The sequence below is a fragment of the Caballeronia sp. LZ028 genome (genome assembly GCF_031451415.1).
Lineage (GTDB): Bacteria > Pseudomonadota > Gammaproteobacteria > Burkholderiales > Burkholderiaceae > Caballeronia > Caballeronia zhejiangensis.
This window is the reverse complement of sequence record NZ_JARUXN010000001.1, coordinates 2,770,141-2,785,988: the sequence shown is the minus strand read 5'-3', so window position 1 is coordinate 2,785,988 and position 15,848 is coordinate 2,770,141. Positions and strand designations below refer to the sequence as shown.

General features: G+C 63.2%; 16 protein-coding genes. 12 read left to right on the top strand and 4 right to left on the bottom strand.

Going from position 1 to position 15,848, the window contains the following annotated elements; genetic code table 11:
* The 3 genes from QCE58_RS13205 to QCE58_RS13195 all read left to right on the top strand — a co-directional run.
* On the top strand, positions 1 to 175 hold a 175-nt coding region (locus QCE58_RS13205; protein WP_309779752.1), incomplete at its 5' end, for a phosphate acyltransferase.
* Between the two features lie 410 nt (positions 176 to 585).
* Positions 586 to 1,080, top strand: coding sequence for a ribonuclease domain-containing protein (locus tag QCE58_RS13200; RefSeq protein WP_033537314.1), 495 nt, complete (start codon positions 586 to 588; stop codon positions 1,078 to 1,080).
* A gap of 4 nt (positions 1,081 to 1,084) precedes the next feature.
* On the top strand, positions 1,085 to 1,648 hold the full coding sequence (locus tag QCE58_RS13195) for a barstar family protein (RefSeq protein ID WP_008342876.1): 564 nt from the start codon (positions 1,085 to 1,087) through the stop codon (positions 1,646 to 1,648).
* A gap of 65 nt (positions 1,649 to 1,713) precedes the next feature.
* Here QCE58_RS13195 and QCE58_RS13190 read toward each other — a convergent pair whose 3' ends face one another.
* Together QCE58_RS13190 and QCE58_RS13185 are read right to left on the bottom strand one after the other, a co-directional pair.
* Positions 1,714 to 2,451, bottom strand: coding sequence for a 16S rRNA (uracil(1498)-N(3))-methyltransferase (locus QCE58_RS13190; protein ID WP_250521398.1), 738 nt, complete (start codon positions 2,449 to 2,451; stop codon positions 1,714 to 1,716).
* Positions 2,452 to 2,504: 53 nt separating this feature from the next.
* Entirely contained in the window at positions 2,505 to 2,918 is a 414-nt protein-coding gene (locus QCE58_RS13185; protein WP_008342874.1) for a glyoxalase/bleomycin resistance/extradiol dioxygenase family protein, read from the bottom strand.
* Positions 2,919 to 3,350: 432 nt separating this feature from the next.
* Between QCE58_RS13185 and tkt the strand changes: the two genes are divergently transcribed.
* Together tkt and gap are read left to right on the top strand one after the other, a co-directional pair.
* Entirely contained in the window at positions 3,351 to 5,405 is a 2,055-nt protein-coding gene (tkt, locus tag QCE58_RS13180) for a transketolase (RefSeq protein WP_250481640.1), read from the top strand.
* A 47-nt stretch (positions 5,406 to 5,452) separates the two neighbouring features.
* Entirely contained in the window at positions 5,453 to 6,463 is a 1,011-nt protein-coding gene (gene gap, locus QCE58_RS13175; protein WP_008342872.1) for a type I glyceraldehyde-3-phosphate dehydrogenase, read from the top strand.
* 53 nt (positions 6,464 to 6,516) lie between these two features.
* Here gap and QCE58_RS13170 read toward each other — a convergent pair whose 3' ends face one another.
* Entirely contained in the window at positions 6,517 to 7,212 is a 696-nt protein-coding gene (locus QCE58_RS13170) for a FadR/GntR family transcriptional regulator (protein ID WP_034471690.1), read from the bottom strand.
* Between the two features lie 236 nt (positions 7,213 to 7,448).
* On the opposite strand from QCE58_RS13170, the gene QCE58_RS13165 reads away from it, so the two are divergent.
* Both QCE58_RS13165 and QCE58_RS13160 read left to right on the top strand, forming a co-directional pair.
* Positions 7,449 to 8,777: a C4-dicarboxylate transporter DctA gene (locus tag QCE58_RS13165; protein ID WP_239295146.1), complete on the top strand. Its 1,329-nt coding sequence runs from the start codon at positions 7,449 to 7,451 to the stop codon at positions 8,775 to 8,777.
* A gap of 79 nt (positions 8,778 to 8,856) precedes the next feature.
* Complete coding sequence (locus QCE58_RS13160; protein ID WP_250481638.1) at positions 8,857 to 9,366, top strand: ureidoglycolate lyase; 510 nt, start codon at positions 8,857 to 8,859, stop codon at positions 9,364 to 9,366.
* A 141-nt stretch (positions 9,367 to 9,507) separates the two neighbouring features.
* On the opposite strand, the gene fur is transcribed toward QCE58_RS13160, so the two are convergent.
* A complete protein-coding gene (fur, locus tag QCE58_RS13155; RefSeq protein WP_008342866.1) occupies positions 9,508 to 9,936 on the bottom strand; it encodes a ferric iron uptake transcriptional regulator in 429 nt (142 codons plus the stop codon).
* A gap of 193 nt (positions 9,937 to 10,129) precedes the next feature.
* On the opposite strand from fur, the gene QCE58_RS13150 reads away from it, so the two are divergent.
* From QCE58_RS13150 to leuS, 5 genes are all read left to right on the top strand, one after another.
* Entirely contained in the window at positions 10,130 to 10,930 is an 801-nt protein-coding gene (locus QCE58_RS13150) for an outer membrane protein assembly factor BamE (protein WP_033537302.1), read from the top strand.
* A 118-nt stretch (positions 10,931 to 11,048) separates the two neighbouring features.
* Positions 11,049 to 11,846: a 4-hydroxy-tetrahydrodipicolinate reductase gene (dapB, locus tag QCE58_RS13145; protein WP_008342862.1), complete on the top strand. Its 798-nt coding sequence runs from the start codon at positions 11,049 to 11,051 to the stop codon at positions 11,844 to 11,846.
* 6 nt (positions 11,847 to 11,852) lie between these two features.
* Positions 11,853 to 12,518 (top strand): MotA/TolQ/ExbB proton channel family protein, encoded by a 666-nt coding sequence (locus QCE58_RS13140; protein WP_239295143.1) that lies wholly within the window; start codon positions 11,853 to 11,855, stop codon positions 12,516 to 12,518.
* 10 nt (positions 12,519 to 12,528) lie between these two features.
* Positions 12,529 to 12,969 carry a biopolymer transporter ExbD gene (locus QCE58_RS13135; RefSeq protein ID WP_239295142.1) on the top strand — a complete coding sequence of 147 codons (441 nt, stop codon included), beginning with the start codon at positions 12,529 to 12,531 and terminating at the stop codon, positions 12,967 to 12,969.
* A gap of 193 nt (positions 12,970 to 13,162) precedes the next feature.
* Entirely contained in the window at positions 13,163 to 15,757 is a 2,595-nt protein-coding gene (gene leuS, locus QCE58_RS13130; protein WP_239295141.1) for a leucine--tRNA ligase, read from the top strand.
* Positions 15,758 to 15,848 lie beyond the last annotated feature (91 nt).

Here is a 15,848-nt window from a genome sequence, read left to right as displayed (position 1 = left end):
CGCGGCGAACATCTCGTACAACCTGCTGAAGACGGCGGCGGGAAGCGGCATCGCGATCGGGCCGATCCTGCTCGGCGCGGCGAAGCCGGTTCACGTGCTCACTTCATCGGCGACGGTGCGGCGAATCGTCAACATGACGGCATTGCTGGTGGCGGATGCATCGGCGGCGCGCTGATCGCGGCGTGCTTTGACCAAGAACGCGGCGGGCTTTCCCGCCGCTTTTTTTGCGCGAAAAAAAAGCGTGCCGTGGACACACGGCACGCCGCGAAAAAAGCAAAGGAGTGTTTGCTTTACACGCAAAAAGCGGGATCGAACGGCAAGCGCGATGCCGCGAAACTGGCGACGAGTGAGGCGGCTCGTCCAACGCTTCAGATCCCACGAGCAAATTATTATCCTGACTGGGATAAAAATCTCTCAGATTTCGACTAATTCTTCGGATGATTACGTCATCAGAATTTGCGGGATCGGTCCAAACTGCGAAAAAATTTCCGATTTTCGGGCGAACGTTGCTTCGCCCTGTCATTAGCGATACCCTTACATCTTTCATGGTCGTGAATTCTGGTGTAACGCGAGGACAACCGTTTGGTGACACGCGCGAGGGCTCTTTCGTTTTTCGTCGCCTTGAGCGTCCTGTTGGGCGCGTGCGGCAAGGATGAACCTCGAAGCGGCGTTCAGGAGATGGTTGCTTCGGCGAGTCCGGCGCCCGTCTCGCCGGCCGAACCGGTCCGTGAAGCGCAGGTGCGGCAACCGCAAGCGACCGGCGAGCAGGAGCGCGACGGGCTGGCCACCGTCTACATTGCGCAGTTGCCCAAGCAGGCGGTCGCAACCTTGCGGCTGATCGAAGCGGGCGGCCCTTTCCCTTTCGAGAAGGACGGCGTCGTGTTCGGCAATCGCGAGCGTTTGCTTCCGCGGCATCCACGCGGCTACTACCACGAATACACCGTTCCCACGCCTCGCGCGCGGGATCGCGGCGCGCGCCGGATCGTGTGTGGCGGTCCGAAGAAGAAGCTCGACGATTGCTACTACACGGACGACCACTACGCCAGTTTCAAACGCATTGCGGATCAACTACGGGATTAACGGCATGAGCGACAACATCTACGCGCACGACCACAGCGTCGCGGGTGATCTTTTCGCCACCGGCGATGGCAACCTGTTCCAGCGAGTATTGCGGCTACGCATGACAGAACACGACAACAGACCCGACGACGAGACCAGGCCCGAGGAGCTCCATCCGCAAGAGGATTCGGAATCGCTGTTCGCAACCGTGCGGCCGAACATCGTGCAGTCGATTCGCGCGTTCCGGGTGCAGGATCTCGCGGACGAAGCGAACCGCCTCGGCCAGCATTTCCTGTACGCGTATCTCGGCCATGCGCAGAGCAAACAGGAAGTGCTCGAGACTATCGCTCTTTCGTTTCTCTTTCCCAAACACTTCGGCAAGAACTACGACGCGCTTTACGATTCGCTCACCGATCTCGTTCACAAGGCGGGCTCGCAACCGGGTTTCGTGATCGTGCTGGAACAACTGCCGATCGCGCAGAAGTTCGACAAGGAAGGCCGCGAAGTGCTGCTGGACGTATTCCGCGACGCGGCGGAATTCTGGGCGGAAAGGAAAGTGGCTTTCCGCGTGTTCTATTCGTTCGTCTGAGCATTCGAACCAAGGCCGGCGCAAAGCAGGAAAATAGCCCGATGGGTTTCCATCGGGCTATTTTTTTACCAGCCGCCCCAGCGCGCGGCCAGCGCCGCCAACACCGCAATGCCCGCCGTCTCCGTGCGCAGCACGCGCGGGCCGAGCCCGAGCGTGGAAAAACCCGCATCGACGATCGCGGTTTCTTCCGCGGGCGAAAAACCCGCTTCCGGCCCGATCAGCAAAGTGACGGGACTCGCCGGCGGATCGACGGGCAATGACGCAAAGCTGACTTCGGCGCGCGGCGAGAGAAGGAGGCGCAGTTCGCCGTCGATGGCGGCGGGCAGGTCGGCGAGCCAGACGTCGAGATCGCGCGGCGGCGCAACCTCGGGCACGCGATTGCGCCCGCATTGCTCGCACGCCGCGCGCGTGAGCGCCTGCCAGTGCGCCTGGCGACGCAATGCGCGCTCGCCGGCGAGACGCACGACGCCGCGCTCGGCCGTGATCGGCGCAATGCCCGAGACGCCGAGTTCCACCGCCTTCTCGATGAGCCAGTCCATCTTGTCGCCGCCCGCCACGCCTTGTGCGAGCGTCACGCGATACGGCGGCTCGGCCTCGCGATCGCTGTGTTCGTCGATGCGCGCGGTCGCCGCGCGTTTGGCGATATCGACGAGCTCGCCGCGATATTCGCCGCCGCGGCCATCGAAGAGTGTGATTGCATCGCCCGTTTGCAGACGCAGGACGTGCACATGACGCACGACGTCATCCGGAAGGGCGAAGGTTTGGCCTGCGCAGAGCGGGCCGTCGACATGAAAACGTGGCATGAGTGATTGATCGCGGACTCGGCCGTCCGCGGATAGTGAGAATGCCTGCGCGCTCAGCGCAGATGCCGCGCGATCGCCCAGCGATAGCCGTCCGGATCTTCGATCTGCGCGAAGCGGTCGCCCCAGAACTGGTCCTGCGGCTCGATGAGCGCCTTCGCGCCGACTGCGAGCGCCTGATGGAACGTGGCGTCGACGTCATCGACGTATAAATAGAAGGACTGCGGCGCCATTTGCCCCGCGCTCTTCGGCGTGCGCGCCTGCGAACCGTACGCGCCTTCGGGCGCGAACATCACGATCAACTGCCCGCGATACGTCATCTCGACATGGATGACCGTGCCGTCGTCGTTGACGCTGTCGCGCACCGCGAAGCCTAGCGCTTTTTCATAAAACGCAATGCTCACGCGTGCGTCGCGCACGGTGAGATACGGAGTCAGCCAGGGCACGTCGGCGGGGCGAGGGTCGGTCATCGAAAGCACTCCTTGAAGCCTTGCTGCTGCACATTGGGAAGCATTTTGCCATGAAGCCGTACGATCAATGGACCGGCAAGGAACCTGCGCGATACGCCGCGCGCCGGACGGATTTCGCCAGATGAACGTCCGTTGACCGCGCGCGTTACCGTGTAAGGTCACGGATTGTCATGCCGCCGTGACAGTGCGGCGACGCGTGAAGTGCACGGAACATGCCCGCGCCCGGGACGTCCGGACGCACCGGAACTGCGCCCTTACAGACGCGTGTCAATCGGACCGGTCTGTTAGAATGATGGGCTTCCGATCCTCGTCGTTTCTCGTCGTTTCCAAGTCGTTCCGGTCCTGAAAACGTGGTGTGTGCGGGTCCGGCCCGAGTGAGAAGTACTGCAAGAGAAGCACCGCGGATCATTTCAGCACCTGCCCAGACTCGACATGACGATCCCGACCTCCAGCCAGACCGCCCTCATGGCCAACGCAATCCGCGCGCTCGCCATGGACGCCGTTCAACAAGCCAACTCCGGCCATCCCGGCATGCCGATGGGCATGGCGGAAATCGGCGTCGCGCTGTGGTCGCGCCATCTGAAGCACAATCCCGCGAATCCGCACTGGTTCGATCGCGACCGTTTCGTGTTGTCGAACGGTCACGGCTCGATGTTGCTGTATTCGCTGCTGCACCTCACCGGCTATGGCCTGCCGATGAGCGAGCTCAAGAACTTCCGTCAACTGCATTCGAAGACGCCGGGCCATCCGGAATACGGCATCACGGCCGGCGTCGAGACGACCACGGGCCCGCTCGGCCAGGGCGTCGGCAATGCGGTCGGCATGGCGCTCGCCGAGGCGCTGCTCGCCGCCGAATTCAACAAGGCTGACGCGAAGATCGTCGATCACTACACGTACGTGTTCCTTGGCGACGGCTGCCTGATGGAAGGCATTTCGCACGAAGCGTGCTCGCTCGCGGGCACGCTCAAGCTCAACAAGCTGATCGCGCTGTACGACGACAACGGCATTTCCATCGACGGCCACGTCGAGCACTGGTTCCACGACGACACGCCGAAGCGCTTCGAAGCGTATGGCTGGAACGTGATCCGCGCCGTGGACGGCCACAACGTCGATGCAGTCGATGCCGCTATCGCCGCCGCGAAGAAGTCGGACAAGCCGACGCTGATCTGCTGCCGCACGGTCATCGGCAAGGGAGCGCCGACGAAGGCGGGCGGTCACGACGCGCACGGCGCGCCGCTCGGCGACAAGGAAATCGCGGCGACGCGCGCGGCGATCGGCTGGAACTACGGTCCGTTCGAAATTCCGCAGGAAGTGTATGCGGCGTGGGACGCGAAGGAACAAGGCACGCACGCCGAAGCGGAATGGAACAAGGCGTTCGACGCCTATCGCGCGAAGTACGCGTCGGAAGCGAGCGAATTCACGCGCCGCATGAGCGGCGAGCTGCCCGCGAACTGGGCCGAAGCTGCCGCGAAGATCATCGAGGACGCGAATCAGAAGGCCGAAACCATCGCGACGCGCAAGGCCTCGCAGAACGCCATCGAAGGGCTGGCCGCGGCACTGCCGGAACTGCTCGGCGGCTCGGCCGACCTGACCGGCTCGAACCTCACCAACTGGAAGGCTTCCAAAGCCGTTCGCGCCGCAGGCGACGCCGAAAACGCGAATCCGGAACACGCGGGCATCCAGTGGGGCAATCACATCAACTACGGCGTACGCGAGTTCGGCATGTCGGCTGCGATCAACGGCATCGCGCTGCATGGCGGCTATCGTCCGTTCGGCGGCACGTTCCTGACGTTCTCGGACTACAGCCGCAACGCGCTGCGCGTCGCCGCGCTGATGAAGTCGCGCTCGATCTTCGTCTTCACGCACGATTCCATCGGTCTCGGCGAAGACGGTCCGACGCACCAGTCGATCGAACATGTGTCGAGCCTGCGCCTGATCCCGAATCTGCAGACGTGGCGTCCGGCCGATACGGTCGAAACGGCGGTCGCGTGGACGCATTCGATCGCGCACAACGGCCCGTCGACGCTGATTTTCAGCCGCCAGAATCTGCAATTCTCGCCGCGCAACGACATTCAGATCGCCAACATCGCGAAGGGCGGCTACGTGCTGCGCGACTGGAACGACGATATCCCCGCGCGCAAGATCATCCTCATCGCGACCGGCTCGGAAGTGCAGCTCGCGATGCAAGCCGTAGAGGCGCTGGCGAAGGAAGGCATCGGCGCGCGCGTCGTGTCGATGCCGTGCACGAACGTCTTCGACAAGCAGGACGCCGAGTATCGTGAGCGCGTGCTGCCGAAGGGCGTGGCGCGCGTGGCGATCGAAGCGGGCGTGACGGATTTCTGGCGCAAGTATGTGGGCCTCGAGGGCGGCGTGGTCGGCATCGACACGTTCGGCGAGTCGGCTCCGGCGGGCGCGCTGTTCAAGCATTTCGGCTTCACGGTGGAGCATGTTGTCGCGACGGCGAAGGCCGTCCTCGCCGCGCAGTAAAATTCGCGGTCAGCGAAGCAGGTTTTTTTAAGCCAAGGAGATAGACCATGACGATTCGCGTTGCAATCAACGGCTATGGCCGTATCGGCCGCAACACGCTGCGCGCCCTCTATGAAAACGGCAAGAAGCACGACATCGAGATCGTCGCCATCAACGACCTCGGCGATGCCAAGACCAACGCGCACCTGACGCAGTACGACACGGCGCACGGCAAGTTCCCGGGCGAAGTGTCGGTGGACGGCGATTACCTCGTCGTCAACGGCGACAAGATCCGCGTTCTGGCGAACCGCAACCCGGCCGAACTGCCGTGGGGCGAGCTGAAGGTCGACGTGGTGATGGAGTGCACCGGCTTCTTCACGACGAAGGAAAAGGCGAGCGCGCACATCAAGGGCGGCGCGAAGAAGGTCATCATCTCGGCGCCGGGCGGCAAGGACGTCGACGCGACCATCGTGTACGGCGTGAATCACAACGTGCTGAAGGCGTCGGACACGGTCATCTCGAACGCATCGTGCACGACGAACTGCCTCGCGCCGCTCGTCAAGCCGTTGAACGACAAGATCGGCCTGGTGAACGGTCTGATGACCACGATCCACGCGTACACGAACGACCAGGTTCTGACGGACGTGTACCACGAAGACCTGCGCCGCGCGCGCTCGGCCACGCACAGCCAGATCCCGACGAAGACGGGCGCTGCTTCGGCCGTCGGCCTCGTGCTGCCCGAGCTGAACGGCAAGCTGGATGGCTACGCGATCCGCGTCCCGACGATCAACGTGTCGGTCGTCGATCTGTCGTTCATCGCCGCGCGCGATACGACGGTCGAAGAGATCAACAAGATCATGAAGGAAGCGTCGGAAGGCGAACTGAAGGGCGTGCTCGGCTACAACGATGCGCCGCTGGTTTCGATCGACTACAACCACAACCCGGCTTCGTCGACGTTCGATTCGACGCTCACGAAGGTGTCGGGCCGTCTCGTGAAGGTGTCGAGCTGGTACGACAACGAATGGGGCTTCTCTAACCGCATGCTGGATACGGCGGTCGCCCTCGCGAACGCGAAGTAAGTTTCAGCCTGCTGAAACGACAAAGCCGCTCTTCGGAGCGGCTTTTTTTCGCCTCAAGCTTTGCTCGGAACGGGAAAATGCACGCCCGCACGCTGCGCCGCGTTGACGATGTGACCTTCGATCGCGCGGCCGGCCTTCTCGCCGTCGCGCGCCTTCAGAGCCTCGATGATGACCGCGTGTTCGTGATACGTCGATAACACCAGTTCGCGCCGATAGAACGGCAGCCGCTGGCTCTCCTTCATGATGTCGGCGCTGCCGCGCAGGATCGATTCGATCGCCGCATTGCCCGCGAGACTCACGATACGCATGTGAAACGCGAAGTCGAGTTGCGCGGCTTCTTCCAGCGCCGATTCGGTCAACGCGGCGTGCAGCGAGTCGAGATTGTCGTCGAGCCAGTCGATGTCCGCGTCGCCGATCGAATGCGCCGCGAGCCGCGCGACGAATCCCTCCAGCGCGAAGCGCATCTGATAGGTGTCGGGCAACGACGCCTGATCGGCGAAGCGCCACGGATGTGCGTTGCTTGCCTGCGCACTGCTGACATACACGCCTTTGCCGGGCCGGATGTGCAGCATGCCGAGCGCTTCGAGCGTCGAGAGCGCCTCGCGTAGCGACGCCCGGCTGATCGCCAATTCTTCCGATAGCTGCCGCTGCGCCGGAAGCAGACTCCCGACCGGATACATGCTCGATTCGATGCGCTCGCGAATGGTCGCGATGGCGGCGTCGGTCACGGTATGCGGGACGTTTTTCATAGGAAGAAAACTGAATTGGCCGGTCTGACCGCCATTGTATGCGCGTGCCGTGCGCACGTGTGAACGACCGTGTCGCGGCCATTTCCGTACCCGACCGGAACAGGGTAAACCGCTACCAATGCTTCCTTGACGGCTCTATATCGGCTTTCTAATATTCCCCATCACAGTACTGGTCCGACCAGTCGGAACAGTTGCTCTGGTGCTCTGGTCCCGAGACATTACACGAGGAGACGGTCGTGTCGAGATTTCTGAATTCGCTGTTCGGCAGGGTGATGATCGCGCTGGTCATCGGCGTGGTGGTCGGCGCGCTGTTTCCGCATTTCGGCCAGTCGTTGCGGCCTTTGGGCGACGGTTTCCTGAAGCTCATCAAGATGGTGATCGGACCGATCGTTTTCTGCGTCGTCGTGAGCGGCATGGCGAGCGCGGGCGATCTGAAGAAAGTGGGACGCGTCGGACTGAAGGCGGTCGTCTACTTCGAGATCATGACGACGCTCGCACTTGTCATCGGCGCGCTGCTCGCATGGTTCACGCGGCCGGGCGTCGGCATGAACATCGATCTGCATTCGCTCAATGCCGCGTCGCTCGCGACCTACACGGAGCACGCAAAAAGCCTGAAGGACACCGCGGGCTTCCTGTTGAAGATCATCCCCGACACCGCGATCGACGCTTTCGCCAAAGGCGACATCCTGCAAGTGCTCGTGTTCGCGATCCTGTTCGGCTCGGCGCTCTCGATGCTCGGCGAAAAGGCACAGCGCGTGACGGTTTTCATCGACGAGCTGTCGCATGTGTTTTTCCGCATCATGGCGTTCATCATCAAGCTCGCGCCGCTCGGCGTGCTCGGCGCGATCGCCTTCACGACCGGCCAGTACGGCGTCGCGTCGCTCAAGCAGCTCGGCCTGCTCGTGATTGTGTTCTACGCGAGCTGCTTCCTGTTCGTGTTCGTCGTGCTGGGTATCGTGATGCGCCTCGCGGGCTTCTCGATCTTCAAGCTCGTGCGCTATCTGCGCGAGGAATTGTCGATCGTGCTCGGCACCGCGTCGTCGGATGCCGTGCTGCCGCAGATCATGCGCAAGCTCGAATGGATGGGCGTGAAGGATTCGACCGTCGGTCTCGTGATTCCGACCGGCTACTCGTTCAACCTCGACGGCTTCTCGATCTATCTCACGCTCGCGGTGATCTTCATCGCGCAGGCGACCAACACGCCGCTGTCGATGCATGACCTGATCGTCGTCGTGCTCGTGTCGCTGGTGACGTCGAAGGGCGCGCACGGCATTCCCGGCTCCGCCATCGTGATTCTTGCCGCGACGCTCTCCGCCATTCCCGCCATTCCCGTGCTCGGCCTCGTGCTGATCCTGCCGGTCGACTGGTTCGTCGGCATCGCGCGCGCGGTGACGAATCTGATCGGCAACTGCGTGGCGACGGTGGTCGTCGGCGTCTGGGAGAACGACATCGACCGGGCGCGCGCCCAACGCGTGCTCGATCAGGACGCCGAGTATCGCTTCGTGCCCGCCGCGCCGCAATCGGAGCAAGGCGCGCACGGCAACGAACACGCGCACGCGATCTGACTCGACGCAACCCGGGCATTGAAATGACCGACTGTCGCGACACGCACCTCGCGGAATCGCGCATCTTCGGAGGAATCGAATGAAAACATTGACGCTCGAACCGCTCACGCGCGAAGCCTTCGCCCCGTTCGGCGATGTCATCGAACTCAAAGGCGCGCGTCATTTCCCGATCAACGCGGGCACGACGGAGCGCTTTCACGATCTCGCGAACGTGGAAGTCGGCTTCGAAAGCGGAGGGCGGCCGCTTATCAACGTGTTTCGCGGCCAGCCGCGCCCGCAGCCGGTCGTGGTTTCGATGATGGAGCGCCATCCGCTCGGCAGTCAGGCTTTCGTGCCGCTCGCGGACGTGCGCTATCTCGTGGTCGTCGCGCCTGCGGGCGAGTTCGATGCGGCTGGTCTGCGGGCCTTTTACGCGCGCGGCTGGCAGGGCGTGAACTATGCGCGCGGCGTGTGGCATCACCCGCTGATCGTGCTCGACGAGCCGGGCGATTTCATCGTCGTCGATCGCGGCGGCGACTTGCCGAATTGCGACGAAATCGACCTGCCCGAACGTTACGCGCTGATCGAAGCGGCCGCGCGCGCAGCTTGATACAACATGCGGTAATCGAAATGCAATTGCGAATCGATCGCATGCGCATAACATGAAACGTACGGGCGAAACGAAACCGCCGTCCATCGCGAGATGAACGGCGGTTTTTTCATCCGCGCGCCCAAGAGCGGCGCGCGAAGCTCAATGCTTGCGGTGCGGGCAGTTTTCCTTCGTGCATGCGCCGTACAGCGCGAGCGCATGCTCGTGGAGCTTGAAACCGCGTTCCTTCGCGATCGATTGCTGACGGCGTTCGATCTCCGCATCGAAAAACTCTTCGACGCGGCCGCAGTCGATGCACACGAGGTGATCGTGGTGCGATCCCTCGTTGAGCTCGAAGACGGCCTTGCCCGATTCGAAATTGCTTCGCGACAGCAGGCCGGCTTGCTCGAACTGCGTGAGCACGCGATAAACCGTCGCAAGACCGATATCGAGCTCTTCGTTGAGCAGGCTTCGATACACGTCTTCAGCGGTCAGATGGCGCACCGGACTGTGCTGGAAAATTTCGAGAATCTTGAGGCGGGGCAGGGTCGCCTTGAGCCCGATATTCTTGAGATCGGCGGGATTGGTCATGGCTAGGCATCCCTAGAGTACAATTCAAGGTTCTCATAGTAATGCGTTTTGCCAAATCCTGACATCCCAAGCGGCGTCAAGGCGTCAAGGTGAATTAGCTAATGAGGGCCGAAATGAGTGCGGCCTTGAAGCGCCTCGCGTGAAAGGTGAAATGTTTTCCAAATATTTATCGAATTGCAGGGAGAGCCGTCGCATGCGGGGAACCGTAATAGCAGCAACCTTGGCCGCATTGCTCGCCGGCTGCTCGACGTACGACAGCGTCACGCAGAAGATCGCGCAAAGCATCACGCCGTACCGGATAACGGTTGTGCAAGGCAATTTCGTTTCGGCGGAAGCCGCGGCGCAGATGCAGGTCGGCATGTCGCGTGATCAGGTGAAGCAACTCCTCGGCACGCCGCTTCTGACGGACATGTTCCACGCCGATCGCTGGGACTACGTGTTCTATTTCAAGCGTGGGTCGACATCCGTCGTTCAGCAGCGTGACTTCGTCGTCAACTTCGCGAGCGATCGCGTCGTGAGCTGGTCGGGCGGCGAGAACTTGCCGTCGAACCTCGAGCTGCTCGCCGAAATCGACGGCGACAAGGGCGTCAAGGTCGCGAAGCCTGCGACGCCGGCGGCGGCATCCGCGCCGGTGGCGTCGACCGCGGCGGTGACAGCGCCGGTCGGCGAGCCGTCGACGCAACCGAATACGGCAGCGGCATTTGCCGGCGATGCGAACCAGGAAGCCGCGCAGGCCGCGAACCGCGCAACGGCGCAAGTCGAAATGCCGACGGGGCGTCAGCGCTCCTCGGCGTTCAGCAGCGCGCCGACGAGCTCGGGCGGCGCGCCGGGTTCCACCAACAGTTCCGGCAGCAACTCGCAGATTCAGCTGCAGCGCCGCCCGCAGACGATCAACATTCCGGACAGCAGCGCGGTCGGTCCGGCGGGTTCGTCGCCGGCTCCGGCCAACGCAAGCGGCCAGGCGCAGTTCTATCTGCCGCAGCAAAGCCAGTAAGCAGTTCAGCCGCTCGAGGACGAAGCCGCGCCATGCGTCGACGCGGCGCCGCTTCATCCGCACAGCCCATTCGCATCATCCGTCGCGCGTGCCGCGCGCGATTCAACACGAGACTGCCATGAAGATCGCCATTGCCGGCGCGTCGGGCCGCATGGGCCGGATGCTGATCGAAACCGTCCTCAACGAGCCCGAAGCGCAACTCGCCGGCGCCCTCGACCGCCCCGGCGCGCCGCAGCTCGGACAGGACGCGGGCGCGTTCCTCGGCAAGACCACGGGCGTGTTGCTGACGGACGACATCGAGCGCGTGTTCGCCGACGCCGACGCCCTCATCGACTTCACGCGTCCCGAAGGCACGATGGCGCATCTGGAAGCGGCGCTGCGGCACAACGTGAAGATGATCGTCGGCACGACCGGCTTTTCGGACGAGCAAAAGGCGCAACTGAAGCAGGCGGGCGAGAAGATCGGCGTCGTGTTCGCGCCGAACATGAGCGTCGGCGTGAACGTCACGTTGAAGCTGCTCGAATTCGCCGCGAAGCATTTCGCGACCGGCTACGACATCGAGATCATCGAGGCGCACCATCGTCATAAGGTGGATGCGCCGTCGGGCACCGCGCTCGGCATGGGCGAAGTGATCGCCAAGGCGCTCGGCCGCGATCTGAAGGACTGCGCCGTGTACGCGCGCGAAGGCGTGACCGGCGAGCGCGATCCGTCGACGATCGGCTTTTCCGCGATTCGCGGCGGCGATATCGTCGGCGATCACACGGTGCTCTTCGCGGGCATCGGCGAGCGCATCGAGATCACGCACAAGTCGGCGAGCCGTCTGTCGTACGCGCAGGGCGCGCTGCGCGCCGCGCGTTTCCTCGAAGGGCACGACAAGGGCTTCTTCGACATGCAGGACGTACTCGGCCTGCGCTGATTTTTTATGGCAGCAACGGGCGTCATTCATTACCTTCAATCCGGCGATGCCGTGACGCACGCGGTCGCGGGTCTGCTGCTCGCCATGTCGCTCGCGAGCTGGTGTTTCCTGCTCGTGAAGGCGTGGATTCTGGCGCGCGCCAAGTGGCAAGGTCCGCGCGCATTGCAGCGTTTCTGGCAGGCGCCGAGTTTGAAGGATGGCATCGGCGCATTGCAGCGCGCGGATCGCGAGCGTGTGTTTCTGCCACTCGCTGAAGCCGCGTGGCGCGCATCGGAAGCTGAAATGCCCGGCGCGATGCTCGCCCGCGTCGAGCGCAGCGAGCGCGTGTTGCGCGCGCTGCGTCATGCGTTGCTGCGTTCGCAACGAAGGCTCGAATTCGGTCAGGTTCTGCTCGCATCGGTGGGGAGCACGGCGCCTTTCGTCGGCTTGCTCGGCACCGTCTGGGGCATTTATCACGCGCTGTCGAACATCGCGTCGAGCGGTCAGGCGATGATCGAAAACGTCGCCGGGCCGGTCGGCGAGGCGCTCATCATGACGGCGTTCGGTCTCGTCGTCGCGATTCCCGCCGTGCTCGCGTACAACATTCTCGGGCGCTACGTGCGGCAGATTTCCGAGGAACTCGACGGATTCGCGCACGATCTGCATGCGTTCGTGTGCGGTCCGGCCGAATAGGAACGCGGCGATGGCCTTCGGCGGACTCGACAAGAAGACGAACGGTGCGCCGATGGCGGACATCAACATGACGCCGCTCATCGACGTCATGCTCGTGCTGCTCGTCATCTTCATCATCACCGCGCCGCTTTTCACGCACGCGATCCGGCTCGATTTGCCGAAAGTCTCGTCGCAGCCCGCGCGCGAGACGCCGCAAACCGTCACGCTGTCCATCGACGACGCCGGCAAGCTCTTCTGGAACGACACGCCTGTCACTTTCGATCAGATGCGCGCGCGTTTCGCCGACGCGGGCAAGAGCGCGCAGAAGCCGGAACTGCATCTGCGGGCGTCGAGCGCGACGCGCTACGACGTCATCGCGCAGGTAATGGGCGCGGCGCAGCAGGCCGGTCTGGAGCGCATCGGCTTCGTCACGCAGCCCGCGAAACCGCAGCAGCCAGCGCGCGCGCAATAAGCGCGCGAACCGGCGCGCATCGAACGGTATAATCGCGGTTTCCCCGTTCGGCGGGCCTTGGCCCGAGCCAGCAGGCCCGAATTCCGACGCCGCGCCGTGTCAGCAATGCCGCAGCGCCCGGACTCGTTGCCCGAATCGATAGCGGCGAGTCCCAAAGTCCGTTCCCAGCATTTGCCGAAAGCCAAACCACACCATGCACGATAAATACGCACCCGCCGACGTCGAATCCGCCGCGCAGAGCAACTGGCGCGCGAACGACGTCTACCGGACGACCGAGACGTCGGCCAAGCCCAAGTTCTATTGCGTCTCGATGCTGCCGTATCCGTCGGGCAAGCTGCACATGGGTCACGTGCGCAACTACACCATCAACGACGTGATGTACCGTTACTTGCGCATGAACGGCCACAACACGCTGATGCCGATGGGCTGGGACGCGTTCGGCATGCCCGCCGAAAACGCGGCGATGGCGAACAACGTGCCGCCGGCGAAGTGGACGTACGAGAACATCGCGTACATGAAGAAGCAGATGCAGTCGATGGGCCTCGCCATCGACTGGTCGCGCGAAGTCGCCACCTGCTCGCCGGATTACTACAAGTGGAACCAGTGGCTGTTCCTGAAGATGCTGGAAAAGGGCATCGCGTACAAGAAGACGGGCACGGTCAACTGGGATCCGGTCGATCAGACCGTGCTCGCCAACGAGCAGGTCATCGACGGGCGCGGCTGGCGCTCGGGCGCGCTCGTCGAAAAGCGCGAAATCCCGATGTACTACCTGCGCATCACCGATTACGCGGATCAACTGCTCGACGATCTCGACGGCCTCGGCTGGCCCGAGCGCGTCAAGATCATGCAGCAGAACTGGATCGGCAAGAGCTTCGGCGTGAACTTCGGCTTCCCGTATGAAATCGACGGCGAAGCGAAACTGTTGCGCGTATTCACCACGCGCGCCGACACGATCATGGGCGTCACGTTCGCGGCGGTCGCGGCGGAGCATCCGCTCGCCACGCGCCTCGCGCGCGACAACGCCGATCTCCAGGCGTTCATCGACGAATGCAAGCGCGGTGGCGTGGCCGAAGCCGATGTCGCGACGATGGAAAAGAAGGGCGTGCCGACCGGCTTCTTCGTCACGCATCCGCTGACGGGCGCACAAGTCGAAGTGTGGATCGGCAATTACGTGCTGATGTCCTACGGCGAAGGCGCGGTGATGGGCGTGCCGGCGCACGACGAGCGCGATTTCGCGTTCGCGAAGAAGTACAAGCTGCCGATCAAACAGGTGATCGATGTCGAGGGCAAGACATACTCGACCGACGCCTGGCAAGAATGGTACGGCGACAAGACCGCGGGCAGGCTCATCAACAGCGGCAAGTACGACGGCCTGACGACGGAAGAAGCCATCGACGCGATCGCCGCCGATCTGAAGGCGAAGAACCTCGGCGACAAGCAGGTCACCTGGCGTTTGCGCGACTGGGGCATCTCGCGCCAGCGCTACTGGGGCACGCCGATTCCGATCATCCATTGCCCGTCGTGCGGCGACGTGCCGGTGCCGGAGAAAGATCTGCCGGTCGTGCTGCCGGAAGACCTCGTGCCGGACGGCTCGGGCAACCCGCTCGCGAAGTCGGAAGCGTTCGTGAACTGCACGTGCCCGAAGTGCGGCGCGGCGGCGAAGCGCGAAACCGACACGATGGACACCTTCGTCGATTCGTCCTGGTACTTCTCGCGCTACACCGCGCCGGACGCGCCGACGATGGTTGACGAGCGCACCGATTACTGGATGCCGATGGATCAGTACATCGGCGGCATCGAGCACGCGATTCTGCACCTCTTGTACTCGCGCTTCTGGACCAAGGTCATGCGCGACATGGGCCTCATCAAGTTCAGCGAGCCCGCGAAGAATCTGCTCACGCAGGGCATGGTGCTGAACGAAACGTTCTATCGCGAGGACGCGAGCGGCAAGAAGACTTGGTACAACCCGCTCGAAGTCACGGTCACGCACGATGAAAAGGGCCGCCCGACGGGCGCGACGCTGAACGCGGACGGCCAGCCGGTCGTGCTCGGCGGCGTCGAGAAGATGTCGAAGTCGAAGAACAACGGCGTCGATCCGCAAACGCTGATCGATCAGTACGGCGCCGACACGGCCCGCCTTTTCGTGATGTTCGCCGCACCGCCCGAGCAGTCGCTCGAATGGTCGGGCGCGGGCGTCGAAGGCGCGAGCCGCTTCCTGCGCCGCGTGTGGCACTTCGCGCATGACAACGCCGATGCGCTGCGTCAGCACGCGAAGCTCGACGCATCGAAACTCGGCGACGCCGAGAAGACCTTGCGCCGCGAAATCTATACCGTGCTGAAGCAGGCCGATTTCGACTACGGCCGTCTGCAGTACAACACGGTCGTGTCCGCCGCCATGAAGATGCTCAACGCGGTCGAAGGCGCGAAGAACGTCGGCGCCGGCGTGCTGAACGAAACCTTCGGCGTGCTGTTGCGCGTGCTGTATCCGGTCGTGCCGCACATCACGTTCCAGTTGTGGTCGGAACTCGGCTACGAGAAGGAATTCGGCCCGCTCCTCGACGCGCCCTGGCCGAAGGTCGACGAAGCCGCGCTCGAGCAGTCGGAAATCGAGCTGGTGCTGCAGGTCAACGGAAAGGTACGCGGCGCGCTGACGGTCGCGAAGGAGGCATCGCGCGAAGACATCGAAAAGGCCGCGATCGCGCACGAAATGTTCGAGAAGTTCGCCGAAGGCCGCACACCGAAGAAGGTGATCGTGGTGCCGGGGCGTCTCGTCAACGTGGTCGTCTGATGCGCACAACCAAGGGAGTGGATGTGACCGGCAAAGTCAGCGCGAGCAGGCGCTCGTTTCTCTCGTTCGTCCCGCTCCTCGGCGGCGCGGC